Source organism: Nocardioides sp. AE5 (assembly GCF_031844485.1).
Taxonomy (GTDB): domain Bacteria; phylum Actinomycetota; class Actinomycetes; order Propionibacteriales; family Nocardioidaceae; genus Nocardioides.
In genome coordinates this window covers 414,537-437,583 of the sequence record NZ_JAUZVI010000001.1, presented here as the reverse complement: position 1 = coordinate 437,583, position 23,047 = coordinate 414,537, and the positions used below count along the sequence as shown (strand labels likewise).

At 68.6% G+C, this 23,047-nt stretch carries 19 protein-coding genes; 3 read left to right on the top strand and 16 right to left on the bottom strand.

Annotation, left to right across the window (positions count from 1 at the left end; genetic code table 11):
* Positions 1-29 precede the first annotated feature (29 nt).
* The 3 genes from Q9R27_RS02030 to Q9R27_RS02020 are packed head-to-tail and all read right to left on the bottom strand — an operon-like array spanning position 30 to position 2,789.
* Entirely contained in the window at positions 30-926 is an 897-nt protein-coding gene (locus Q9R27_RS02030; RefSeq protein WP_311250651.1) for a sulfate ABC transporter permease subunit, read from the bottom strand.
* A complete protein-coding gene (gene cysT / locus Q9R27_RS02025) occupies positions 919-1,764 on the bottom strand; it encodes a sulfate ABC transporter permease subunit CysT (RefSeq protein ID WP_311250650.1) in 846 nt (281 codons plus the stop codon). Before cysT ends, Q9R27_RS02030 begins: the two co-directional genes overlap by 8 nt.
* On the bottom strand, positions 1,761-2,789 hold the full coding sequence (locus Q9R27_RS02020; protein ID WP_311250649.1) for a sulfate ABC transporter substrate-binding protein: 1,029 nt from the start codon (positions 2,787-2,789) through the stop codon (positions 1,761-1,763). The genes cysT and Q9R27_RS02020 overlap by 4 nt, the downstream gene beginning before the upstream one ends.
* 388 nt (positions 2,790-3,177) lie before the next feature.
* Here Q9R27_RS02020 and Q9R27_RS02015 point away from each other — a divergent pair, with 388 nt between their 5' ends.
* From Q9R27_RS02015 to rarD, 3 genes are read left to right on the top strand one after another with little or no spacing between them, the layout of a single operon-like run.
* Positions 3,178-5,037: a 2-oxoacid:acceptor oxidoreductase subunit alpha gene (locus Q9R27_RS02015; protein WP_397219638.1), complete on the top strand. Its 1,860-nt coding sequence runs from the start codon at positions 3,178-3,180 to the stop codon at positions 5,035-5,037.
* Position 5,038: 1 nt separating this feature from the next.
* On the top strand, positions 5,039-6,142 hold the full coding sequence (locus Q9R27_RS02010) for a 2-oxoacid:ferredoxin oxidoreductase subunit beta (protein WP_311250647.1): 1,104 nt from the start codon (positions 5,039-5,041) through the stop codon (positions 6,140-6,142).
* 37 nt (positions 6,143-6,179) lie between these two features.
* The gene (gene rarD / locus Q9R27_RS02005; protein ID WP_311250646.1) at positions 6,180-7,106 is read left to right on the top strand and encodes an EamA family transporter RarD; all 927 of its coding nucleotides are present in this window, start codon (positions 6,180-6,182) and stop codon (positions 7,104-7,106) included.
* Positions 7,107-7,314: 208 nt separating this feature from the next.
* Here rarD and npdG read toward each other — a convergent pair whose 3' ends face one another.
* The 13 genes from npdG to Q9R27_RS01940 all read right to left on the bottom strand — a co-directional run bounded on the left by npdG (position 7,315) and on the right by Q9R27_RS01940 (position 23,042).
* The gene (gene npdG / locus Q9R27_RS02000; RefSeq protein WP_311250645.1) at positions 7,315-7,992 is read right to left on the bottom strand and encodes an NADPH-dependent F420 reductase; all 678 of its coding nucleotides are present in this window, start codon (positions 7,990-7,992) and stop codon (positions 7,315-7,317) included.
* Between the two features lie 191 nt (positions 7,993-8,183).
* Positions 8,184-9,194: a polyprenyl synthetase family protein gene (locus tag Q9R27_RS01995; protein ID WP_311250644.1), complete on the bottom strand. Its 1,011-nt coding sequence runs from the start codon at positions 9,192-9,194 to the stop codon at positions 8,184-8,186.
* On the bottom strand, positions 9,191-10,774 hold the full coding sequence (gene nuoN / locus Q9R27_RS01990; RefSeq protein WP_311250643.1) for an NADH-quinone oxidoreductase subunit NuoN: 1,584 nt from the start codon (positions 10,772-10,774) through the stop codon (positions 9,191-9,193). The genes Q9R27_RS01995 and nuoN overlap by 4 nt, the downstream gene beginning before the upstream one ends.
* Positions 10,774-12,324 (bottom strand): NADH-quinone oxidoreductase subunit M, encoded by a 1,551-nt coding sequence (locus tag Q9R27_RS01985; RefSeq protein WP_311250642.1) that lies wholly within the window; start codon positions 12,322-12,324, stop codon positions 10,774-10,776. Before Q9R27_RS01985 ends, nuoN begins: the two co-directional genes overlap by 1 nt.
* Complete coding sequence (gene nuoL, locus Q9R27_RS01980) at positions 12,321-14,219, bottom strand: NADH-quinone oxidoreductase subunit L (RefSeq protein ID WP_311250852.1); 1,899 nt, start codon at positions 14,217-14,219, stop codon at positions 12,321-12,323. Before nuoL ends, Q9R27_RS01985 begins: the two co-directional genes overlap by 4 nt.
* Before the next feature lie 52 nt (positions 14,220-14,271).
* The gene (gene nuoK / locus Q9R27_RS01975) at positions 14,272-14,571 is read right to left on the bottom strand and encodes an NADH-quinone oxidoreductase subunit NuoK (protein ID WP_311250641.1); all 300 of its coding nucleotides are present in this window, start codon (positions 14,569-14,571) and stop codon (positions 14,272-14,274) included.
* On the bottom strand, positions 14,571-15,395 hold the full coding sequence (locus Q9R27_RS01970) for an NADH-quinone oxidoreductase subunit J (RefSeq protein ID WP_311250640.1): 825 nt from the start codon (positions 15,393-15,395) through the stop codon (positions 14,571-14,573). Before Q9R27_RS01970 ends, nuoK begins: the two co-directional genes overlap by 1 nt.
* The gene (nuoI, locus tag Q9R27_RS01965) at positions 15,392-15,985 is read right to left on the bottom strand and encodes an NADH-quinone oxidoreductase subunit NuoI (protein WP_311250639.1); all 594 of its coding nucleotides are present in this window, start codon (positions 15,983-15,985) and stop codon (positions 15,392-15,394) included. Before nuoI ends, Q9R27_RS01970 begins: the two co-directional genes overlap by 4 nt.
* Positions 15,982-17,241, bottom strand: a complete 1,260-nt coding sequence (nuoH, locus tag Q9R27_RS01960; RefSeq protein WP_311250638.1) for an NADH-quinone oxidoreductase subunit NuoH — start codon at positions 17,239-17,241, stop codon at positions 15,982-15,984. The genes nuoI and nuoH overlap by 4 nt, the downstream gene beginning before the upstream one ends.
* Positions 17,238-19,700 carry an NADH-quinone oxidoreductase subunit G gene (locus Q9R27_RS01955; protein ID WP_311250637.1) on the bottom strand — a complete coding sequence of 821 codons (2,463 nt, stop codon included), beginning with the start codon at positions 19,698-19,700 and terminating at the stop codon, positions 17,238-17,240. Before Q9R27_RS01955 ends, nuoH begins: the two co-directional genes overlap by 4 nt.
* Positions 19,697-21,007, bottom strand: a complete 1,311-nt coding sequence (gene nuoF, locus Q9R27_RS01950; RefSeq protein ID WP_311250636.1) for an NADH-quinone oxidoreductase subunit NuoF — start codon at positions 21,005-21,007, stop codon at positions 19,697-19,699. Before nuoF ends, Q9R27_RS01955 begins: the two co-directional genes overlap by 4 nt.
* Positions 21,004-21,723, bottom strand: coding sequence for an NADH-quinone oxidoreductase subunit NuoE (nuoE, locus tag Q9R27_RS01945; RefSeq protein ID WP_311250635.1), 720 nt, complete (start codon positions 21,721-21,723; stop codon positions 21,004-21,006). The genes nuoF and nuoE overlap by 4 nt, the downstream gene beginning before the upstream one ends.
* Complete coding sequence (locus Q9R27_RS01940) at positions 21,720-23,042, bottom strand: NADH-quinone oxidoreductase subunit D (RefSeq protein ID WP_311250851.1); 1,323 nt, start codon at positions 23,040-23,042, stop codon at positions 21,720-21,722. The genes nuoE and Q9R27_RS01940 overlap by 4 nt, the downstream gene beginning before the upstream one ends.
* Positions 23,043-23,047: the final 5 nt, after the last annotated feature.

Here is a 23,047-nt window from a genome sequence, read left to right as displayed (position 1 = left end):
CGCTGGCGCGATGCCGCGGACCGGGGCGCTCACCGGTCACTCCTGGGGCGGATCAGGGCGACGACCACGATGCAGGCCACCGAGACCATCGCGAGCAGGAAGGCGGTGGCATAGGCGCCCTGCTGGTCGAAGTTGAGGTACTTCTCCTCCACCACCAAGGTGGCCGTGCGGGTCTCCCCGAGCACGTTGCCGGAGACGACCTTGACCGCGCCGAACTCGCCCAGCGAGCGGGCCAGGCTCAGCACCACGCCATAGACCACCGCCCACTTGATCGCCGGGAGCGTGATCCGCCAGAAGGTCTGCCGACCGTTGGCACCCAGGCTGCGTGCCGCCTGCTCCTGATCAGTGCCGATCTCCTTGAGGACCGGCACCACCTCACGAATCACCAGGGGCAGCGCGACGAACGCCGTGGCCAGGACCAGCCCCGGGGTGGCAAAGATGATCTGCAAGCCGTTGGCTTCCAGCGTCGGCCCGACCCAACCGTCACGTCCGCCGTAGACCAGCACCAGCGCGAGGCCGACCACGACCGGGGAGACCGAGAGCGGCAGGTCGATGAGCGCACTGAGCAGTCGCTTGCCCGGGAACTCATAGCGCACCAGCAGCAGGGAGACCCCGACGCCGAAGATCGTGTTGATCACCACGGCGACCACGGCCACCACCACGGTGAGGCGCAGCGCCGATACGGTGTCCGGGTCCTCGAAGAGCAACCGGATCCCGGTGAGGCCGTCCTCGAAGGTGTGGGTGACCACGAACGAGACCGGCCAAGCCACCAGCAGGAACAGGTACGCCGTCACGACCAGCCGCAACAGGTAGGTGACCGGCCCCTTGCGCGGACCGGACCTGACGGCGCGCGATCGGCTGGGGACGTCCTGGTCGGCACCGTCCTCGGCGAAGGCCGGGGCGACCTCTTCGATGACTTCAGCCACGACGAGCCACCCTTCTCTGGATGATGTCCAGGACGACGATCACGGCCAACGAGATGGCCAGCAGCACGACGGCGACGCTCGCAGCCCCGGCTGCGTTGTCGTTCTCGATGCTGCCGAGGATGCGGACCGAGGTGACCTCGGTCCTGTAGGGCAGGTTCCCCGAGAGCAGCACCAGGGAGCCGTATTCACTCACCCCACGGGCGAAGGAGAGCGCGGCGCCGGCAGTGATCGCGGGGGCCAGGCTGGGCAGGATGATCCGGCGGAACGTGGTGAACCGACTGGCGCCCAAGGAGAAGGCAGCCTCCTCGACGTCGTGCTCGAGCTCTTCGAGGACCGGCTGCACCATCCGCACCACGAACGGCAGCGTCACGAAGAGATAGGCCAGGAAGACCGACGACGGCTGGTTCGCCACGTCGAAGCCCAGGGGCGAGTCGATGCCATAGAGGGAGAGCAGCACCAGGCCGGCGACGATGGTGGGCAGGGCGAACGGGATGTCGATGAGCACCTCGAGGAATCCGCGTCCCCAGAACCGGTCGCGGACCAGCACCCAGGCGATCAACGTCCCCATGAAGACGTTGACCACGGTGACGGCGACCGCCGTGAAGACGGTCAACCGGATTGCGTGCGCCGTCTGCGGATTGGTGACCGTGGTGACGAAGTTCGACCAGCCGCCCTCGCTTGCCGTGATCACCACGGCGCAGAGCGGGATCAGCACCAGCAGGCTGAACCAGATCATCGCGATGCCGAGCCCGATGCCCGACGAGAGGTTCAGATTGGTCGACAGGATCGGCCGGCGGGAGACCGCCGGCCGATCGCTGGTGATGGTGGACGTGCTCACTGCGCCTTGCCGGACTTGGCGATGGCCTGGGTGACGATCCCGTCCTGCTCGTCGAAGAACTTCTTGGACAAGTCACTCCAGGAGACGAAGTCCTTCTCGACGGTGAGCAGGTTCGTCACCGCGGGGAACGGGTTCTTCGGGTCAGCCGCACCCGGGACCTCGCCACCGAAGTCGACGTCGTCACGGATCGGACGGAAGCCCTTGAGGGCGAACTGCTTCTGCCCCGCGTCGCTGAGCACGAAGTCGAGCCACTGCTGGGCCAACTCGGGGGCGTCCTTGAGCACGGCACCCGGGTTCTCGATGAGCAGCGTGGTCTCGGGGATGATGTATTCGAAGCCCTGGCCGTTCTGTGCCGCGAGGATGGCCTCGTTCTCATAGGCCATCAGCACGTCGCCGGTCCCACCGAGGAAGCCCGTGGTGGCGTCGCGGCCGCTATTGGGCAGCGAGACCACGTTCGCGAAGAACTTCTCAAGATATTCGGCGGCTTCGGCCTCGGTCCCGCCGGCAGTGATGACGGAGCCCCAGGCCGCGAGCGCGTTCCAGCGCGCGGCTCCCGAGGAGGCCGGGTTGGGCGTGACGATCTCGACGCCGGGCTTGATCAGGTCTTCCCAGGTCTGGATGTTCTTCGGGTTGCCCTCGCGGACCCCGAAGACCACGATCGAGCTGGACACGACGCCCTTGTTCTCACCCTGGTCCCAACTGGGGTCGACGAGTCCTTCGTCGACCAGGCGGGTCACGTCACTGGCCACGGAGAAGTGCACATAGTCGGCCTTCAGCCCGGAGACCACGGCCCGGCTCTGGTCGCCCGATGCGCCGTACGACGTGCGGAACTGGACGCCCTCGCCAGCGTCGGTCTTCTTGAACTCGTCGCCGATCGCCTTGTTGGCCGCCTCGGGCACGGCAAATCCGACGATCGAGATCGTCTCCCCCTCGCCCGCGTTGCTGGAGCATCCCGTCACGGCCACTGCCGCCAGCGCGGCGAGCACCGCCACCGCTCGCTTGCCGAACCCTCGCTGCTGCTTCATCGGTTTCTCGCTTCCCTACCCCGGAGCACCCGGGCGTTTCTAGTAGTAGTGAATGTCGAGAAGATTAGGAGTCTTTGTTGATTTACTACTTTTTTGTCCACGATCTGGGACCAGGTGCCCGTCGGGCCTGCTGGCTTGCGTGATCGGGCGTACGCCGGTCGCCCGTGAGATCGCGCCGGCGCGCCACCGATGGCGGACTATGGTGGAAGGCGCAGCACGCCCAGTCAGAAGTTGTCGCCGGACAAGACTGGAACGTGTTTCAGTTTTGCCATACCCTCGGTATGGACACTCCGGACATTCACGCAGGAAGTAGGTAGGAGCGGTGGCCAAGCAGGTCAGGCGGTTGGACCGCGTCATCATCCGTTTTGCTGGGGACTCCGGGGACGGGATGCAGCTGACGGGTGATCGGTTCACTGTGGAATCGGCCGCGTTCGGCAATGACCTGGTGACGTTGCCGAACTTCCCTGCCGAGATCCGGGCACCGCAGGGCACGATCCCGGGTGTGTCGTCGTTCCAGGTGCACTTCGCGGATCACGACATCCTGACCGCTGGGGATGCGCCGGACGTGCTGGTGGCGATGAACCCGGCCGCGTTGAAGGCGAACCTGGGTGACCTGGCCAAGGGCGCGTCGATCATCGTGGACACCCACGACTTCACCACGCGCAACCTGACCAAGGCCGGTTATGCGGAGAACCCCCTCGATGACGACTCCACCGAGGGCGAGCTGGCCGGTTTCGACGTACATCCGGTGGACCTGACCGGAATGACCGTCGAAGCGGTCAAGGAGTACGGCCTCTCCCGCAAGGACGCGGCACGGGCGAAGAACATGTTCGCGCTCGGGTTGCTGTCGTGGATGTACGGGCGCCCCACCGAGACCACGATCGAGTTCCTGGCCAAGAAGTTCGCGAAGGTCCCCGACATCCGCGACGCCAACATCACCGCGTTCAAGGCGGGCTGGAACTTCGGCGAGACCACCGAGACGTTCATCGTCCAGTACGAGGTCGCACCGGCAGCGATGGCACCGGGCACCTACCGCAACATCTCCGGCAACCTGGCCCTGTCCTACGGCCTGGTCGCCGCCGGGGTGCAGTCGGGCCTGCCGGTCTTCCTGGGGTCCTACCCGATCACCCCGGCCTCCGACATCCTGCACGAGTTGTCCAAGCACAAGTCGTTCGGTGTGACCACCTTCCAGGCCGAGGACGAGATCGCCGGCGTCGGCTCGGCGATCGGCGCATCGTTCGCCGGACACCTCGGCGTCACCACCACCTCCGGGCCCGGTGTCGCGCTCAAGGGAGAGGCGATCGGGCTGGCGGTGATGACCGAACTGCCGCTGGTGGTGATCAACGTGCAACGCGGTGGCCCCTCCACAGGCCTGCCGACCAAGACCGAGCAGTCCGACCTGCTCCAGGCCATGTTCGGACGCAACGGCGAAGCACCCGTGCCGATCGTGGCGCCCCAGTCACCCGGTGACTGCTTCACCGCCGCCGTGGAAGCCGCCCGGATCGCCATCACCTACCGCACCCCCGTCATGCTGCTCTCCGACGGCTACCTGGCCAACGGCTCCGAACCGTGGTCCATCCCCGACATCGCCGACCTCCCGGTCATCGAACCGAACTTCGCCACCGGACCCAATGACGTCGACGCCAAGACCGGCGAAGAGGTGTTCTCCCCCTACAAGCGCGACGAAGCCACCCTGGCCAGGCCCTGGGCGATCCCCGGCACCCCCGGCCTGGAGCACCGCATCGGTGGGCTGGAGAAGGGCGACGGGCACGGCAACATCTCCTACGACCCCGCCAACCACGACCTGATGGTCCGCACCCGCCAGGCCAAGGTCGACGCCATCGCCGACTCCCTGCCACCCCTGGTCGTCGACGACCCCTCCGGAGCAGCGAAGGTGCTGGTCCTCGGCTGGGGATCGACGTACGGACCGATCGGCGCCGGATGCCGCCGCGTGCGCAAGGCCGGCTACAACGTCGCCCAGGTCCACCTGCGCCACCTCAACCCGTTCCCCAAGGACCTCGGCGACATCCTGAAGCGTTACGACAAGGTCCTCATCCCCGAGATGAACCTCGGCCAACTCTCCATGCTGATCCGCGCCAGATACCTCGTCGACGCCGTCGGCTACAACCAGGTCCGCGGCCTCCCCCTCAAGGCCGCCGCCCTCGCCGACGCTATCGCCGACCTCGTCTCCGAGGCCGAGGGGACCCCCGTGGATCTCACCGCAGCAGCCGCACAGGAAGCGATCTGACATGACCACCAACCAGACTGCAGACCTGCCGTTCCCCGGGCTTGCCGGCGTACCGACGCTGGGCGAGGGCGAGAAGCTGACCGGGAAGGACTTCACCAGCGACCAGGAGGTGCGCTGGTGCCCCGGGTGCGGTGACTACGCCGTCCTCAAGGCCGTCCAGTCCTTCCTGCCCACCCTGAACATCCGCCGCGAGAACGCCGTCTTCATCTCCGGCATCGGCTGCTCGAGCCGTTTCCCGTACTACCTCGACACCTACGGGATGCACTCCATCCACGGCCGCGCACCCTCGATCGCCACCGGTCTGGCCACCGCCCGCGAAGACCTCTCCGTCTTCGTCATCACCGGCGACGGCGACGCCCTGTCCATCGGCGGCAACCACCTCATCCACGCCCTGCGCCGCAACGTCAACATGACGATCCTGCTGTTCAACAACCGCATCTACGGACTCACCAAGGGCCAGTACTCCCCGACCTCCGAGATCGGAAAGGTCACCAAGTCCACCCCCGTCGGGTCCCTGGACCACCCCTTCAACCCCGTCTCCCTGGCACTCGGCGCCGAAGGCAGCTTCGTGGCCCGCACCATCGATTCGGACCGCAAGCACCTCACCAGCGTGCTCACCGCGGCCGCGGCTCACCGCGGCACCAGCTTCGTGGAGATCTACCAGAACTGCCCGATCTTCAACGACGGCGCCTTCGACGCCATCAAGAACCCCGACACCAAGGCCGAGGCCATCATCACCCTCGACCACGGCCAACCGATCACCTTCGGCGCCGTCGACGAGGAAACCGGCCACGGCGCCCTGGGCCTCGTCCGCTCCGCCAACGGCGGCGTCGAGGTCACCCAGACCGCCACGGCAGGCATCGAGAACATCCTCGTCCACGACGCCCACAACCCCGACCCCTCCACCGCCTTCGCGATCTCCCGGCTCACCGACTCCGGCTACCTCAACCAGACCCCCATCGGCATCTTCCGCCAGGTCGAACGCCCCTCCTACGACCACGAAGCACGCCAGCAGATCGCCACCGCCCAGGCCAGCACCACCACCAGCCCCACCCAGCGCCTGGAAGCACTGATCAACGGCGGGGACACCTGGACCGTGGTCTGAGGGCTCTGGACCGTGGTCTGAGGACTACAGTGCGCTTGTGAAGAGCAGGCCACCGCGCACCGAGTCCCAGACAGGCTTCGCCCTCGGCGTCGCGGCGTACGGGATCTGGGGCCTGTTCCCGCTGTACTGGCCGCTGCTGGAGCCTGCCGGTGCAGTCGAGATCCTGGCGCACCGGGTGCTCTGGTCGCTGGTCACGATCGGCGTGCTGATCGTCGCGCTGCGCCGAGTCACGCACCTGCGGGCGATCCTGCGCAATCCCCGGGTGCGCACGCTGCTCACCGTCGGTGCCGTGGTGATCGCGATCAACTGGGGCACCTACATCTGGGGGGTCAACAACGGCCACGTTGTCGAGGCGTCGCTGGGCTACTTCATCAATCCGCTGGTGACCATGCTGATGGGCGTGCTGATCCTGCGCGAGCGGCTGCGTCCCCTGCAGTGGGCTGCCCTGGGCGTCGCCGCCGCAGCCGTGGTCGTGATCACCGTGGACTACGGCCGCCTGCCGTGGGTGGCACTGGTCCTCGCGTTCTCGTTCGGCACCTATGGCCTGGCCAAGAAGCAGGCCAACACCGGCGCCGTGGAGAGCCTCGCCTTCGAGACCGTGGTGCTCGCACCGGTCGCGATCGGATACATCGCCTGGCTGGTGGCCACCGGGTCATCCAGCTTCGGCACCGAGGGGGCCGGGCACGCGCTGCTGATCACCTCCAGCGGTGCGATCACCGCCGTACCGTTGATCTGCTTCGGCGCCGCGGCGATCAGGCTGCCGATGGTGACCCTGGGCCTGTTGCAGTACCTCGCCCCGATCCTGCAGTTCGCCCTTGGCGTCTTCCTCTTCAACGAGGACATGCCGACCGGGCGCTGGATCGGCTTCGCGATGGTCTGGGCCGCCCTGATGGTCTTCACCTTCGAGGCGGTCCGACACCGGCGGCGCCAACTCCGGCTCACCGCCGAAGCCGCCGCCCTGTAACCCACCCTGTAACACACGAACGCTCAAGCGTTGATGCTCGAAAGCTCACTCGTTGATGTGTGGGCCGTCGATCCTTTGACGGATCCACCCGTCGGGTCCGGCAACGCTCGGCGCGGGGGCTTGGCGTCATCGCGGCGTACGACGTCAACGAATGAGCGCTCACACGTCAATGATTGAGCGTTCGCGACACAACGATGGAGCGTTCGTGTCAGACGTCGGTGATGCGGATGCCGGCGTGGGCCTTGTAGCGGCGGTTCGCGCTGATCAGGTTGGCGGTCAGCGCCTCGACCTGGTGGGCATTGCGCACCCGGCCGCCGTAGATTCCACGTACGCCGGGGATCACCGAGGCGAGCGCCTGGACGGTGTCGGTGGCCTCGCGGTCGTCACCCAGGACGAGTACGTCGGTCTCGATGGAGGCGACCTCCGGGTCCTCGAGCAGGACGGCGCTGACGTTGTGGAACGCACCCACCACGCGGCTCTGCGGCAGCAGGCCGAACGCCTGCTGGGTGGCGGAACCCTCCTCGACGTGGAGCGCGTAGGCGCCCTGCTTGTCGAAGCCCAGCGGGTTGACGCAGTCGACGACGATCTTGCCGGCCAGTTCACCCTCGAGGCTCTTCAGCAGTTCGCCGTGGCCGTCCCAGGGCACCACGACCAGGACGATGTCGCCCTGGGCCGCAGCACCGGCGTTGTCACTGCCGGTCACGGTGGCGCCGATCGCCTCGCTGAGTTCCGCGGCCGCTGCCGCGCCCTTCTCCTCGGTGCGGCTGCCGATCACGACGCGGAGTCCGGCCTGCGCGAAGCGGCGGGCCAGGCCACGGCCCTGGGGGCCGGTGCCGCCGAGCACGGCGATGGTGCGGTCGGTCAGGTCAATGGTGGATTCGCTCATGAGCGGGATGCTATTCCGTTACTCGCGAGTCACATTCATCGGTCCATCCGTGGACGGCACTACCGCTCCCCTGTGGTGGGTTTGCACCCTGCCGGCGCGGTGCACAGCCGCATGGACCGGGCTTTACAGCGGAGGAGGCGGGCACGGAGGGAGCGGGGCGCAGGGGCGGGCGGGGTGGGGCGTGTCCGGGGTCAGGAGGTGCGGGTGGCGACCACGTCGGCGAACGCCTCCAGCGCCTCGCGGACCGGGCCCCGCGGGAGTACTCCGAGCAGCTGCTTGGCCTCCTCGGCCCGCTGCACCACATAGGCACGCGCCTGATCCATGGCCGGGTGCTTGCGGAGCAGGTCGAGTGCCTCGGCATGCAGGGCGTCGTCGGTGAGGTCCAGCCCGAGCAGTTCCTTCAACCGGGCGTCCGCGGGGTCCTCCGAGGCCCGGGCCAGCAGGACCGGCAGGGTCGGCACGCCCTCACGCAGGTCGGTGCCCGGAGTCTTGCCGGACTCCTCGGACTCCGAGGCGATGTCGAGGATGTCGTCGGAGAGCTGGAAGGCGGTGCCGACCAGTTCGCCGTACGCCGCGAGCGCGTCCTCGATCTCCTGGCTCGCGCCGGAGAAGCGTGCGCCATAGAGCGCCGAGGTGGCGATCAGGGAACCGGTCTTGCCGGCCACCACGCGCAGGTGGTGCTCGACCGGATCGGTCCCCTCCGGCGGCGGTACCGTCTCCAGGATCTGGCCCTCGACCAGGCGGGTGAACGTCTGCGCCTGGACCTTCACCGCGGCAGCACCCAGGTCCGCGGTCAACTCCGACGACTTCGCGAAGAGGAAGTCACCGGTCAGGATCGCCACGTGGTTGTCCCAGCGGGCGTTGGCCGAGTCCGCGCCACGGCGCAGGTCCGCCTCGTCCATCACGTCGTCGTGGTACAGCGAGGCCAGGTGGGTCAACTCCACCACGCAGGCCGCGGTGACGACGTCCTCGGAGTCGGCACGAGGCCCGGTCTCCGCGGCGAGCAGCACCAGGAGCGGACGGAACCGCTTGCCCCCGGCGTGCATCAGGTGCCGGGCCGCGGTGGTGACGTACTCGGTCTCGCTGCGGATGTGCCCGCCCAGCGCCTCCTCGACCTCGACGAGGCGGGACTTCAGACGGGCCGCCAGCTCCTCGTCGAGGACGGGCAGCGCCAGCGCGGGGCCGGGGTTCTGGTCACTCACCTGAGGAATTCTCCCGCATGGGCCGCGAGATCCAGCACCGGGCCGGGCATGATCCCCAACACGACGGTGACCAGGACGCCGAGCACGATGGCGGCGCTGGTCAGCACGCTCGGCAACGCGACCGAGGGACCTTCCCCGGTGGGCTTGGCGAAGTACATGATCACGATGACCCGGATGTAGAAGAACGCGGCCAGCGCCGAGGTCAGCACGGCGATCACCACGACCAGCCACGCCCCACCCGACATCGCGGAGGCGAAGACCGCCCACTTGCCGGCGAATCCGGCAGTCAGCGGGATCCCGGCGAAGCCGAGCAGGAAGAGCGTCATCGCCCCGGCCAGCAGCGGCGACTCCTTGCCCAGCCCGGCCCAGCGCGACAGGTGGGTCGTCTCGCCGCCGGCGTCACGGACCAGGGAGACGATGGCGAACGCACCGACCGTCATGAACCCATAGGTGACCAGGTAGAACAGCACCGAACTGGTGGCGGTGATCTGTCCGCTCGCCCCTTCGTCCAAAGCCCGTACGCCGATCATGCCGGTGAGCAGGAACCCGGTGTGGGTGATCGAGGAGTAGGCGAGCAGGCGCTTGATGTCGCTCTGCGCGATCGCCAGCACGGCACCGATCACCATCGAGGCGACCGCGATCACCGCAAGCATCGGCTCCCAACTCCACCGCTCGGCACCGAAGGCGACGTAGAAGAGGCGGAGCAGTGCGCCGAACGCTGCGATCTTGGTGGCCGCCGCCATGAACGCGGTGACCTGCGTCGGGGCCCCCTGGTAGACGTCGGGCGTCCAGGAGTGGAACGGCACCGCGCCGACCTTGAAGAGCAGGCCGACCGCGATCAGGCCCATGCCCATCAGCAGCAGGCTGCGCGACTGGGTGCCATTGGTGATGCCCTCGGCGATCCCGGCATAGGTGAACGTGCCGGCATAGCCGTAGACCAGCGCGATGCCATAGATCACGAACCCGGAGGAGAACGCACCAAGCAGGAAGTACTTCAGCGCGGCTTCCTGGCTCAGCAGGCGACGGCGCCGGGCCAGGCCGGAGAGCAGGTAGAGCGGCAGCGAGAGGACCTCGAGGGCCACGAAGAAGGTGAGCAGGTCGTTCGCGGCGCAGAAGAGCATCATCCCGCCGAGGGCGAACATCATCAGCGGATAGACCTCGGTGTGGTCCAGTCGCTTGTTCACGGCCTCGCGCTCGGCCTCGGTGCCGGGCAGGGCGGCGGCCTGGCCGGCGAAGGCGGAGAGCCCGCCCTCCAGGCGCCGCTCGGCGAAGAGCAGCACCCCGGCGAAGCCGATCACCAGCAGCAGGCCCCACAGGAAGATCGCGGGTCCGTCCACGGCGACGGCACCCTCGGCGCCGATCAGGCCGCGGCCGGCCCCGTGGTCGTCCAGGCCGATGCCGACCCAGATCACGGTGCCCAGGGCGGCCAGGGTGCCGAGGCCGGCCAGGGTGGCCTGGACCGGGTAGCGCAGGGAGCGGGGCAGGAACGCCTCGAGGGCGATCCCGAGCAGGGCGACACCGAAGACCACCAGCAGCGGTGAGAGTTCGGCGTACTCGATGACGGGCTTGGTGAATTCCATCAGCGCTCACCCTCCATCTCGACGGGGCCCACCGTGGGCGGGGCGTCGGTCACCCCGACGTACTGCATGGTCGACTCCACGGCCGGGTTGATCACGTCGAGCATCGGCTGCGGATAGAACCCGAGGAGCACCATGACCAGCACCAGCGGAGCGATCGCGCCGATCTCCCTCGGGCCGACGTCGGTGAACGACTCGACCTGCGGGTGCGTCGGGCCGGTCATCACCTTCTGGTACATCCACAGCACGTAGATCGCGGCCAGCACGATGCCGGTCACCGCGAAGGCGCCGACCACCCAGTGGTGCGCGAACCCGCCGACCAGGACCAGGAACTCGCTGACGAAGGGCGACAACCCGGGCAGGCCGAGCGTGCCGAGGCCACCGATCAGGAAGAGCCCGGCCAGGATCGGGGCCTTCTTCTCCACTCCCCCGTGGTCGCTGATCAGCGCCGAACCGCGCCGGCGGATCAGGTAGCCGGCGACCAGGAAGAGGATCGCGGTGGCGACGCCGTGGTTGAACATGTAGAAGGTCGCCCCGGACATGCCCTGGGAGTTCATCACGAAGATGCCCAGCACGATGAAGCCGAAGTGCGACAGCGAGGTGAGCCCGATCAGGCGGAGCATGTCGTCCTGGCCGATCGCGAGCAGGGCGCCGTAGATGATGCTGATCACCGCGAGCGTGATCACCACTGGCGTGGCCCACTGCGATGCCTCGGGGAACATGCCCAGGCAGAACCGGAGCATGCCGTAGGTGCCGATCTTGTCCAGCACGCAGATCAGCAGCACGCTGGTGCCCGGCGTCGCGGCGGCCGTGGTGTCCGGCAGCCAGGTGTGCACCGGGAAGAGCGGCGCCTTGATCGCGAAGGCGATGAAGAAGCCGAGGAAGAGCCAGCGCCCCACGTTCTGGTCCAGGTCCAGGGTTGCCAGCTCCGCGATCAGGTACGTCGGGTGGCCGGCGTCGGCGGAGACGGCGTAGAGCCCCACCACGGAGGCCAGCATGACCAGGCCACCAGCGAGCATGTAGAGCAGGAACTTCACCGCCGCGCGGGCCCGCTGCGCCTGCTCCACGTGGCCGTAGTGGCCGATCAGGAAGTACGCCGGGATCAGCGTGGCCTCGAAGGCGACGTAGAAGAGGAAGACGTCCTGGGCCATGAAGACGACCAGGGCCATCGCCTGCATCGCCAGCATCCAGCCGAAGAAGGAGCCGGCCCTCGATGTCCCATCCTCGGCGTCCGCGTCGTTCCACGACGCCAGGATGACCACCGGCACCAGCAGCGTGGTGAGCAGGACCAGGGTGAGCCCGATCCCGTCCACGCCCAGGGCGTAGTGGGCACCGAAGGCGGGGATCCACTCGTGTAGTTCGACGAACTGCATGCCGCCGTCGGCGACGTACTTGACGGCCACCACGACCGAGAGGGCCAGGGCGACCAGGGAGGCGGCCAGGGCGACCTGCTTGGGCAGTTCCGAGCCGGGGCGGGCCGGGACCAGCGGGGCGGCGATCGCGCCGAGCAGCGGCACCAGGGCGATCAGGGTGAGCCAGGGGAACTCGTTCACAGCGCGCTCACCCCCATCAGCAGCACGACCAGCAGCGTGGCGCCGCCGAGCACCCAGACCGCATAGGAGCGGACGAACCCGTTCTGCAGCTTGCGGGCGACCCCGGCCAGGCCGCCGACGGCGTCTGCCTGGCCCATCACGGCGCCGTCGATCAGGCCGTCGTCGACGGCGGTCAGGCCGGCGACCAACTGGCGGCCGGGGTGGACCACCAGGGTGTCGTTGATGGCGTCACCGTAGAGGTCAGCACGGGCTGCCCTGGTGAACACGGAGACGTCCGTGGGTGCGACGCGGGGCACCGGGTTCCTTCCGATCGTGAGCCAGGCGACGGCCACTCCGAGGGCGACCACCGCGACCACGATGAGCGTGAGCGCGATGACCGGGAGCGGCAGGTCGTGGTGGTGCATCTCGCCGACCACCGGAGTGAGCCAGTCGACGATCCAGTTGCCGAGGAGCAGGAAGCCGCCGAGCACGGAAAAGGCAGCCAGGACGATCAGCGGGACCGTCATCACCTTCGGTGACTCGTGCGGGTGTACGTCGTCGGCCCAGCGCTTCTCGCCGAAGAACGTCATCAGCATCAGCCGCGTCATGTAGAACGCCGTGACACCGGCACCGATCAGGGCACAGACACCGATCAGGATGTTCTCCGCGAAGGCGGCCTCGATGATCTTGTCCTTGGACCAGAACCCGGAGAAGCCCGGGAATCCGATGATCGCCAGATAGCCCATCGCGAAGGTCCCGAAGGTGACCGGCAGGGCCTTCTGCAGGGCGCCGTAGTGGCGCATGTCGACGTCGTCGTTGGTCGCATGCATCACTGACCCGGCCCCGAGGAACATGTTGGCCTTGAAGAAGCCGTGGGTGATCAGGTGGAAGATCGCGAACGCATAGCCGGCCGGGCCGAGGCCGGCGCCGAGCATCATGTAGCCGATCTGGCTCATCGTGGAGCCAGCGAGCACCTTCTTGATGTCGTCCTTGGCGCAACCGATCACCGCACCCCACAGCAGGGTGACCACGGCGACCACGACCACGGCGGTCTGGGCGACCGGGGCGAACTCGTAGATGAAGTTGGACCGGGTGATCAGGTAGACCCCGGCGGTCACCATGGTGGCCGCGTGGATCAGCGCCGAGACCGGGGTCGGGCCCTCCATCGCGTCCAGCAGCCAGGCCTGCAGCGGGACCTGGGCGCTCTTGCCGCAGGCGCCGAGCAGGAGGAGCAGGCCGATCGCGGTCATCGTGGACTCGCTGGCGCCCTGGGCGGCGGCGCTGACGCCGGCGAAGGAGACGGTGCCGAAGGTGACGAAGATCAGCATGATCGCCAGCGACATCCCGATGTCGCCGACCCGGTTGATCACGAACGCCTTCTTGGCGGCCGCCGCGGCGCTGGGCTTGTGCTGCCAGAACCCGATCAGCAGGTACGACGCCAGGCCGACGCCCTCCCAGCCGAGGAAGACGACCAGGTAGTTGCCGGCCAGGACCAGGGTGAGCATGGCGGCAATGAAGAGGTTGAGGTAGGCGAAGAACCGGCGCCGCCGCTCGTCGTGCTCCATGTAGCCGATCGAGTAGATGTGGATCAGCGACCCGACCCCGGTGATCAGCAGCACGAAGAGGATGGAGAGCTGGTCGACCAGCAGGTCCATGCCGACCTCGAACCCACCGACGTCGATCCAGGTGAAGAGGTGCTGCAGCACCTGCCGGTCGTCACCGTCGCGGCCCATCAGGGCGAAGAACGTTGCCAGTCCGAGCGCGAAGGAGCCGAGCGCGGTCGCGGTGCCGAGCCAGTGGCCCCAAGGGTCGGTACGCCGTCCCCCCAGCAGCAGGATCGCGGCGCCGGCCAGCGGCAACGCGACCAGCAGCCAGGACAGCGAGAAGATGCCCTCGCTGGCCGCCGGGGTGATCACCGGGACCTCGGCTGCGAGCAGGGTGATGGATTCGAAACTCACGTCAGTCACCTCAGTACTTCAGCAGGCTCGCGTCGTCGACCGAGGCCGAGCGGCGGGTCCGGAAGATGGTCATGATGATCGCCAGCCCCACCACGACCTCGGCCGCAGCGACCACCATCACGAAGAAGGCGGCCACCTGTCCGTCCAGGTTGCTGTTGGCCTTGGCGAAAGTGACCAGGGCCAGGTTCGAGGCGTTGAGCATCAACTCGACGCACATGAAGACGACCAGGGCGTTGCGGCGGACCAGGACACCGACGCAGCCGATGGTGAACAGGATCGCCGAGAGGATGATGAACGGTTCGGTCTCCATCAGGACTCCTCCCCGTCCGCGCCCTGCCGGGTGTCACCGGGCGTCTCCTCGTCAGCGGCCGGGTCGGCCTCCGTGGCGATGCCGAGCTGTCGGCGGATCTCCTCGATGTCGCCGGCCATCGCCGGTCCCGAGCGCCCCACGCCACGCACTGCCAGGACCCGGGAGATCGAGGCCTCCGAGGCACTACCGTCGGGCAGCAGGGCGGGGGTGTCGACGGCGTTGTGCCGGGCGAAGACTCCGGGTGCCGGCAGCGGACCGGGGTGCTTGCCGGTCTCGGCGTACTCGCGCATCCGGCGTGCGGCCATGTCGGCCTGGCCCTCGCGGGGGGTGAGGCGCTCGCGGTGGGCGAGGACCATCGCGCCGAGTGCGGCGGTGATCAGCAGGGCTGCGGTCACCTCGAAGGCGAGGACGTACTTGCTGAACAGCAGGCTGGCCAGGCCCTCGACGTTGCCGCCGGCGTTGTCGTCGGCCAGATTGCCCATCGCGCTGAACGAGACCTGGGAGAGGGCGATCACCATCGTCAGGCCGAAGAGCAGACCGAAGACCCACGCGATCACCCGCTGCCCGCGGATGGTCTCGACCACCGAGTCGGAGGCGTCGACCCCGACCAGCATCACCACGAAGAGGAAGAGCATCAGGATGGCGCCGGTGTAGACGATGATCTGCACCGCGAAGAGGAACGGCGCCTCCAGCACGGCGTACAGCACGGCCAGCGACATCATCACCACGGCCAGCAGCAGGGCCGCGTGGACGGCCTTGCGCACGAAGAGGACGCCGAGGGCGGCCAGCACCATCACCGGAGCCAGGATCCAGAACGCGGTCACTGGCCGGCCCCCTGCTCGCTGGGGCGGGCCTTGAACTCACCGCGGTAGTAGTCGCCGTCGTCGTCGCCGATCAGCATCGCGTGCGGCGGCTGCTCCATGCCGGGCAACAGCGGCGCCAGCAGGTCGGACTTCTCATAGATCAGGTCGGCCCGGTTGTCGTCGGCGAGTTCGTATTCGTTGGTCATCGTCAACGCTCGGGTCGGGCAGGCCTCGATGCACAGCCCGCACAGGATGCAGCGCAGGTAGTTGATCTGGTAGACGCGGCCATAGCGCTCCCCGGGCGAGAACCGGCCCGAGTCGTGCTCGACACCGTCCTCGTCGACGACCGGGCCGTCCACGTTGGAGGCACCCTCGACATAGATCGCATCCGCCGGGCAGGCCCAGGCACAGAGCTCGCAGCCGATGCACTTCTCCAGCCCGTCCGGATAGCGGTTGAGCTGGTGGCGGCCGTGGAAGCGTGGCGCGGTGGGCAGCTTCTCGAAGGGGTACTGCTCGGTGACCACCTTGCGGAACATGGTCCGGAAGGTCACCCCGAACCCGGCGACCGGGTCCCACAGGCTGGCCTTCAGACCACGAGGCTCGTCAGTCATCGGTTCTCCTCCTCGAAGACGAGTGGTTCGGCACTGCCGCGCACGGCACCGGTGGCCGGCATCGGCGGCACCGGGAAGCTGCCCGGACGTACGTCGTCCCCGCCGTCGACGGGCTCCTGCGGCTCGGGCCGCTTCTCGGGGATGAACATCACCACGACGAAGACCGCCAGCATGACACCGGCCAGGATCAGCCACTGCTGGGTCTCCAGGCCGCCCTGCAGGTCGATCATCCGGACCACGGCGACCATGGCGACCCAGGCCAGGGCGACCGGGATCAGCACCTTCCAGCCGAACGCCATGAACTGGTCATAACGCAACCGCGGCAACGAACCGCGCAGCCAGATGAAGAGGAAGATGAAGCAGAAGACCTTGCCGAAGAACCACAACAGCGGCCAGTAGCCCTCGTTGGCGCCCTCCCAGAGGTGGGTGACGCCCCACGGGGCGCGCCAGCCGCCGAGGAAGAGGGTGGTCGCCAGGGCGGAGACGGTCGCCATGTTGATGTATTCGGCGAGGAAGAAGAGGGCGAACTTCAGCGAGGAATACTCGGTGTGGAAGCCACCGACCAGTTCACCCTCGGCCTCCGGGAGGTCGAACGGCGCCCGGTTGGTCTCGCCCACCATCGCGATCACGTAGATCACGAAGGAGGGCAGCAGCGCGATCACGAACCACCGGTCGGCCTGCGCCGCGACGATCTCGGAGGTCGACATCGAGCCGGCGTACAGGAAGACGGTGACCAGGGCGAGGCCCATCGCGACCTCGTAGGAGATCATCTGGGCGCTCGAGCGCAACCCGCCGAGCAGGGAGTACGTCGATCCCGACGACCACCCGCCGAGCACGATGCCGTAGATCCCCATCGAGGCGATCGCGAGCACGAAGAGCACCGCGACCGGCATGTCGGTCAACTGCAGCGGGGTCCGCTCGCCGAACATCGAGACCTCGGGGCCGAACGGGATCACCGAGAACGTCATGAAGGCGGCGATCGCGGCGATCACCGGGGCGATCACATAGACGACCTTGTCGGCCGCCTTGGGGATGATGTCCTCCTTGAACGCCAGCTTCACCCCGTCGGCCAGCGACTGCAGCAGCCCGAAGGGGCCGTGCACGTTGGGGCCGATCCGGTGCTGCATCCGGGCCACCACCCGGCGCTCCCACCAGATGTTGAACAGGGTGAGCAGGACCAGGACGACGAAGATCAGCACGGCCTTGACCAGGAGCAGCCACCACGGGTCGTTGCCGAACATGGCGAGACCGTTCATCGCGCCGCTCCCTTCTGCGTGCCGGGCTTGACGGCCTTGACCGTGACCGCGGAGCCGGGCGAGGCGAGGTCGACCAGGACCCCGTTGCCGTGGCTGTTGGCTGGCATCCAGACCGTGTCCTCGGGCAGGTCAGGGGCCGCCACCACCGGCAGCGTCACCTCGCCGCGGTCACCGGTCAGGGTGACGTGGGTGGCGCCGGCCAGCACGTCGTACGTCGCCTGCGGCACCGCCACCACCGCCGGGCGGGCGGTCCGGGCCAGCGCGCTGTCGCCCATCTGGAGGGTGCCGTTGTCCAGCAGGTGCTTCCAGGTGGAGAGCCAGAACTTGTTGCGGGCCAGGCGGCGCGCCTTCACCTTCGGCTCCGGACCGGCCGGGGCACGGTCACCGTCCCACGGGCCCATCTCCTCCATCTGGCGGCGCACCTCGGGCACCGTGCGGAACCCGAGCGCGAGCCCGGACTCCTCCGCGATCCCGGCCAGCACCCGCAGGTCGGGCAGGGAGCCGGGGTTGGTGAAGACCGCCTCGAAGGGACGCGGGCGCCCCTCCCAGGTGACGAAGGTGCCGGCCTTGTCGCTGACCGGAGCCACCGGGAAGACCACGTCCGCGGCGCGGGTGACGTCGGTGGCGCGCTGCTCCAGGGCCACCACGAAGCCGGCCGCGTCGATCGCGGCACGGGCCGCGGCCGGGTCGGCCAGGTCGTCGGGGTCGACACCGCCGATGACCAGCCCACCGAGCTCACCGGCAGCGGCCGCCTTGACGATCGCGTCGCCGTCGCGTCCCGGGACCTCGGGCAGGGCGTCGACGCCCCAGGCCGTGGCCGCGTCCACCCGGGCCGCGGCATCGGCGACGGGGCGTCCGCCGGGCAGCAGGTTGGGCAGGCAGCCCGCCTCGAGTGCCCCACGGTCACCGGCCCGGCGCGGCACCCAGGCCAGCCGGGCGCCGGTGGTGCGGGCCAGCTCGGCGGCAGCACGCAGGGCACCGGGCACCGTCGCGAGCCGCTCCCCGACCAGGATCACCGCACGCCCGTCGAGGGCCACCTCGGCATCGTCGGCCAGTGCGGCCAGGGCAGTGCCCTCGTCACCGGCGGAGGTGGGCACCACCCGGGCGCCGAGCTTGGCCAGGCCACGGGTGGTGAAGGGGGCCAGGGCGACCACCGACAGGCCCTTGCGCGCGGCCTTGCGCAGGCGCAGGAAGATCGTGCCGGCCTCGTCCTCGGGCTCGAGCCCGGCCAGGACCACGACGCTGGCCTGCTCCAGGTCTGCATAGGTGACCGGCATCCGCAGCACCACCTCGGAGGCGAGGAAGTCCGCCTCCTCGGCCGAGTGCGGGCGGGCCCGGAAGTCGATGTCGTTGGTGCCGAGCACCACCCGGGCGAACTTGGCGTAGGCGTAGGCGTCCTCGGCGCTCAACCGGCCGCCGGTGAGGACCCCCACTCCCCCCGCGGCGCGGGCCGCGGCCAGGCCGCGGGCAGCCACCGTGAACGCCTCGGGCCACGACGCGGCGCGGAGTTCACCGGTGCCGCCGTCCTCGACCCGGTCGCGGACCAGCGGGTGGGTGAGCCGGTCCGGCGTACGGGCATAGCCGAAGGCGAACCGGTCCTTGTCGGTGATCCACTCCTCGTTGACCTCCGGATCGTCGCCGGAGAGGCGGCGCATCACCTTGCCGCGGCGGTGGTCCACCCGGATCGCCGCGCCACAGGCGTCGTGCTCGCCCACGGCCGGCGTGGAGACCAGGTCGAAGGGGCGGGAGCGGAACCGGTAGTCGACGCTGGTCAACGCCCCCACCGGGCAGATCTGGATGGTGTTGCCGGCGAAGTAGGAGAGGAACGGCGCGTCCTCGGCGATGCCGATCTGCTGCTGCGCGCCGCGCTCGACCAGCGAGATGAACGGGTCACCGGCGATCTCGTCGGCGAAGCGGGTGCACCGCTGGCACACGATGCAGCGCTCCCGGTCCAGCAGGATCTGCGGGGAGAGGTTGATCGGCTTGGCGAAGGTCCGCTTCACGCCACCGCCCTCGGGGCCGGAGAAGCGCGACTCGCCACGGCCGTTCGACATGGCCTGGTTCTGCAGCGGGCACTCGCCGCCCTTGTCGCACACGGGGCAGTCGAGCGGGTGGTTGATCAGCAGGAACTCCATGATCCCCTGCTGCGCCTTGTCCGCCACCCCGGAGGTGGCCTGGGTCTCGACGACCATGCCCTCGGCGACCGGCAGGGTGCACGAGGCCTGCGGCTTCGGCATCCCGCGGCCGTTGCCGGCGTCGGGGACCTCGACCAGGCACTGGCGGCAGGCCCCGACCGGGGCCAGCAACGGGTGGTCGCAGAATCGCGGGACCTGGACGCCCATCTGCTCGGCGGCACGGATCACCAGGGTGTCCTTGGGGACACTGACCTGGACCCCGTCGATGGTCAGGGTGACGAGGTCGGTCTTCTCGACCTGGCCCTGCTGGGGCGTGGTGCTCACGCCGTCACCTCCTGCTCTGCCCACACGGCGCTCCGTGCGGGGTCGAAGGGGCAGCCGCCCCCGGTGAGGTGGGCGAGGTATTCGTCGCGGAAGTACTGGATCGACGAGGTGATCGGGCTGGTGGCGCCGTCACCGAGTGCGCAGAAGGCACGACCCAGGATGTTGTCGCACTGGTCGAGCAGCAACTCCAGGTCAGCCTCGGAGCCGTTGCCCTGCTCCAGGCGGGTCAGCACCTGGGCCAGCCAGTAGGTGCCCTCGCGGCACGGCGTGCACTTGCCGCACGACTCGTGCTTGTAGAACTCGGTCCAGCGGAGCACCGCGCGCACCACGCAGGTGGTCTCGTCGAAGACCTGGAGCGCGCGGGTGCCCAGCATCGACCCGGCAGCCCCGACGGCCTCGTAGTCCAGCGGCATGTCGAGGTGTTCGGCGGTGAGCAGCGGCGTACTCGATCCACCGGGGGTCCAGAACTTCAGCTCGTGGCCCTCGCGCATCCCGCCGCCGAGCTCGAGCAACTCACGCAGGGTGATCCCCAGCGGCGCCTCGTACTGCCCCGGCCGCTTCACGTGGCCCGAGAGCGAATAGATCACGAACCCCTTGGACTTCTCGGTGCCGAGGCTGGAGAACCAGTCCGCGCCGCGGCCGATGATCGCCGGGACCGAGGCGATCGACTCGACGTTGTTGATCACCGTCGGGCTGGCGTAGAGGCCGGCCACGGCGGGGAACGGCGGGCGCAGGCGCGGCTGGCCGCGGCGTCCTTCCAGGGAGTCGAGCAGCGCGGTCTCCTCACCACAGATGTAGGCACCGGCACCGGCGTGGATCACCAGGTCCAGGTCATAGCCCGAGCCGTGGATGTCCTTGCCGAGGTGGCCGGCGGCGTACGCCTCGCGGACCGCGTTCTGCAGCCGGCGTACGACGTGGAGCACCTCGCCACGCACGTAGATGAAGGCGCGGTTGGCCCGGATCGCGTAGGAGGAGATGATCACGCCCTCGACCAGGGTGTGCGGGCTGGCCATCATCAGCGGGATGTCCTTGCAGGTGCCCGGCTCGGACTCGTCCGCGTTGACCACGAGGTACTTGGGGTTCGGGTTGTCCTGCGGGATGAAGGACCACTTCATCCCGGTCGGGAAACCGGCACCGCCGCGGCCACGCAGGCCGGAGTCCTTCACTGCGGTGATCACGTCGTCGGGGCTCATCGCGAACGCCTTGTCGATCGCGGCGTACCCGCCCTGCGCCTGGTAGGAGTCGATCGTCCAGCTGCGCTCGGCGTCCCAGTTGTCGGTGAGGACCGGGGTCAACGTGTCACTCATGCCTTGCCCTCCTCGCTCTGCGGTGCGGCCTCGTCGGCGTTGTCCGCGGTCCAGCCACGCTCGCGGGCGATCTCCAGGCCTGCCAGCGATGCCGGGCCGGCCGCGGGGCCGTCGTCGGCGCGGCCGTCGGGGAAGCCGGCGAGCACCCGCTCCGCCTCGCGCCAGGTGCACAGCCGGGGACCGCGGGTGGAGTGGACCTCGTTGCCGGCACGCAGGTCGTCGACCAGTTGCGTCGCGGACTCCGGGGTCTGGTTGTCCATGAACTCCCAGTTGACCATCACCACCGGCGCGTAGTCGCAGGCCGCGTTGCACTCGACGTGTTCCAGGGAGACGGTGTGGGTGTCGCCCTCGCGGGCGGGTGCGGTCTCGTCGTTGCCGACCTCGAGGTGGTCCTTGAGCCGCTCGAAGATCAGGTCGCCGCCCATCACCGCACAGAGCGTGTTGGTGCAGACGCCGACGTGGTAGTCGCCGACCGGGCGGCGCTTGTACATCGTGTAGAAGGTGGCCACCCCGGAGACCTCGGCGGCGCTGATGCCGAGGATCTCGGCGCATGCCTCGATCCCCGCGGGCGTCACCTTGCCCTGGGCGCTCTGCACCAGGTGCAGCATCGGCAGCAGGCCCGATCGTGCCTGCGGATAGCGCGCCGCGATCTCGCGCAACTCGGCGTACGTCGTGTCGTCGAGGCGCTCGCTCACTGTGCCCTCCTGCTCGCTCACCGGTCCACCCCTCCCATCACCGGGTCGATGCTGGCGATCGCCACGATCACGTCGGAGACCATGCCGCCCTCGCTCATCACGCTCGTCGCCTGCAGGTTGGTGAACGACGGGTCCCGGAAGTGCGCCCGGAACGGTCGGGTGCCGCCGTCGGAGACCACGTGCGCGCCGAGTTCGCCGCGGGGCGACTCGACCGCGACGTACGCCTGGCCGGGCGGGACCCGGAAGCCCTCGGTGACCAGCTTGAAGTGGTGGATCAGTGCCTCCATCGACTCACCCATGATGTGGCGGATGTGGTCGAGGCTGTTGCCCATGCCGTCGGAGCCGATGGCGAGCTGGGAGGGCCAGGCGATCTTCTTGTCGCCCACCATCACCGGGGCGCCCTCGAGGCCGGCCAGCCGCTCGGCGCACTGCTCGACGATCCGCAGCGACTCCCACATCTCGTTGAGCCGGATCCGGAAGCGGCCATAGGAGTCGCAGGTGTCCCAGGTCTGCACGTCGAACTCATAGTCCTGATAGCCCGAATAGGGCTGGGTCTTGCGCAGGTCCCAGGCATAGCCGGTGGAGCGGAGCACCGGACCGGTCAGCCCGAGCGCCAGGCACCCCTCGAGGTCGAGGTGGCCGACGTCGACCAGGCGGGCCTTGAAGATCGGGTTGGCGTTGCACAGGTCGGCGTACTCCGGCAGGCGCTTCTTCATCAGCTTGATGAAGTCGCGGATCTCGTCCAGGGCGCCCGGGGGCAGGTCCTGGGCGACGCCGCCGGGGCGGATGAAGGCGTGGTTCATCCGCAGGCCGGTGATCAGTTCGAAGAGGTCGAGGACCAGTTCGCGCTCGCGGAAGCCGATCGTCATCACGGTCAGCGCGCCGATCTCCATGCCGCCGGTGGCGATGGCGACCAGGTGCGAGGAGATCCGGTTCAGCTCGGAGAGCAGGACCCGCATCACCTGGGCCTTCTCCGGGATGTCGTCCTCGATGTCCAGCAAGCGCTCCACGCCGAGGCAGTAGGTCAACTCGTTGTGGAACGGGGAGAGGTAGTCCATCCGGGTGCAGAAGGTGACGCCTTGGACCCAGGAGCGGAACTCCATGTTCTTCTCGATGCCGGTGTGCAGATAGCCGATGCCGCACCGGGCCTCGGTGACGGTCTCGCCCTCGAGTTCGAGGATCAGGCGGAGCACGCCGTGGGTGGAGGGGTGCTGGGGACCCATGTTGACCACGATCCGCTCGTGGTCGCCCTCGGCGATGCTGTCCGAGATCGAGTCCCAGTCCTGGCCGGTGACGGTGAAGACCTTGCCCTGGCTGGTCTCCGCACTGCCGGCGTACATGTCCT

What these genes read in the sequence shown, in the direction of transcription:
- npdG (WP_311250645.1), bottom strand. Translation starts at nt 7,992, where the DNA reads ATGAGCGAATCCACCATTGACCTGACCGACCGCACCATCGCCGTGCTC.
- nuoK (WP_311250641.1), bottom strand. Translation starts at nt 14,571, where the DNA reads ATGGAGACCGAACCGTTCATCATCCTCTCGGCGATCCTGTTCACCATC.
- nuoI (WP_311250639.1), bottom strand. Translation starts at nt 15,985, where the DNA reads ATGACTGACGAGCCTCGTGGTCTGAAGGCCAGCCTGTGGGACCCGGTC.
- nuoN (WP_311250643.1), bottom strand. Translation starts at nt 10,774, where the DNA reads ATGGAATTCACCAAGCCCGTCATCGAGTACGCCGAACTCTCACCGCTG.
- Q9R27_RS02015 (WP_397219638.1), top strand. Translation starts at nt 3,178, where the DNA reads ATGCAGCTGACGGGTGATCGGTTCACTGTGGAATCGGCCGCGTTCGGC.
- Q9R27_RS01940 (WP_311250851.1), bottom strand. Translation starts at nt 23,042, where the DNA reads ATGTACGCCGGCAGTGCGGAGACCAGCCAGGGCAAGGTCTTCACCGTC.
- nuoH (WP_311250638.1), bottom strand. Translation starts at nt 17,241, where the DNA reads ATGAACGGTCTCGCCATGTTCGGCAACGACCCGTGGTGGCTGCTCCTG.
- nuoF (WP_311250636.1), bottom strand. Translation starts at nt 21,007, where the DNA reads ATGAGTGACACGTTGACCCCGGTCCTCACCGACAACTGGGACGCCGAG.
- Q9R27_RS02010 (WP_311250647.1), top strand. Translation starts at nt 5,039, where the DNA reads ATGACCACCAACCAGACTGCAGACCTGCCGTTCCCCGGGCTTGCCGGC.
- Q9R27_RS02020 (WP_311250649.1), bottom strand. Translation starts at nt 2,789, where the DNA reads ATGAAGCAGCAGCGAGGGTTCGGCAAGCGAGCGGTGGCGGTGCTCGCC.